Genomic DNA, 1033 nt, shown 5'->3' with positions numbered 1-1033 from the left:
CCTTGGTGGACAACGAAAACCACCCCGGCGGCGAGGGCAGCATCAGCGAAGTGTTCCAGGTGATCGCCAAGGATGTCGATGGCAGCACTGCGACTGGCAGCCTGGATGTGAATATCGTCGACGATCTACCTCAGGCTGATGACGATCAGGCCGCCGTGGCTAAAGGCGGTGTGGTGTATGGCAATGTGATGTACAACGACGTGGTGGGCGCTGACGTCCGCGGCGACGGCCAATATGTGGTCGGTGTGCGCGCGGGCAGCGATACCTCCACGTCTGCTATCGGCCAGCTCAACACCCAGGTCAACGGCCAGTACGGCTACCTGACCATCGATGCCCAGGGCAACGCCGAGTATCACTCTAACCCCAACGTCACCTCACCACGGGATGCCGTCGATACCTTCGTCTATACCATTCGCGACGCCGATGGCGACGAAAGCACCACGACCATCACCATCAACGTGCACAATTCGTTGATGGCTTGCGAAGATCGTGACATCACGGTTCACGAGAAAGCCCTGGACCTGCAAAAGGACGGTAACGACCTGGCCGCCGGCAATGTCACGGGGAGCGACCCGGCTTCGAGCCAGGAAACCACATCCGGCACATTGGTCGGCTCAGCCAGCGGCGGGGTAGGTGCGCTCACGTACGCACTGGTCGGAAATGCCGTAGGCCAATACGGCCAGATTCAGCTCAATGCTGATGGCTCCTACACCTATACGCTGACCTCGCCAGCGAACTCCCCGACCCATGCCAACGACGGCGCCAATACCGTGACCGAAACCTTCACCTACCAGGTGCAGGACTCGCTGGGCAATTCGACCACCAGCACCATCGTCATAACCATCGTCGACGACGTGCCGACAGCCAGCAGCGATTTCGTCAGCGTGGCCAAGGGCGATGTGGTGTATGGCAACGTGATGTACAACGACGTGGTGGGCGCTGACGTCCGCGGCGACGGCCAATATGTGGTTGGTGTGCGCGCGGGCAGCGATACCTCCACGTCTGCTATCGGCCAGCTCAACACCCAGGTCAA

At 60.5% G+C, this 1033-nt stretch carries 1 protein-coding gene; it reads left to right on the top strand.

Annotated features, from left to right (window positions below; genetic code table 11):
* On the top strand, positions 1-1033 hold a 1033-nt coding region (locus tag BLX42_RS25255; protein WP_218580323.1), incomplete at both ends, for an Ig-like domain-containing protein.

The sequence above is a fragment of the Pseudomonas sp. SG-MS2 genome (genome assembly GCF_009933855.1).
GTDB lineage: Bacteria > Pseudomonadota > Gammaproteobacteria > Pseudomonadales > Pseudomonadaceae > Aquipseudomonas > Aquipseudomonas putida_E.
The sequence above is the reverse complement of the archived record's forward strand: the minus strand, read 5'-3'. Positions and strand labels throughout refer to the sequence as shown.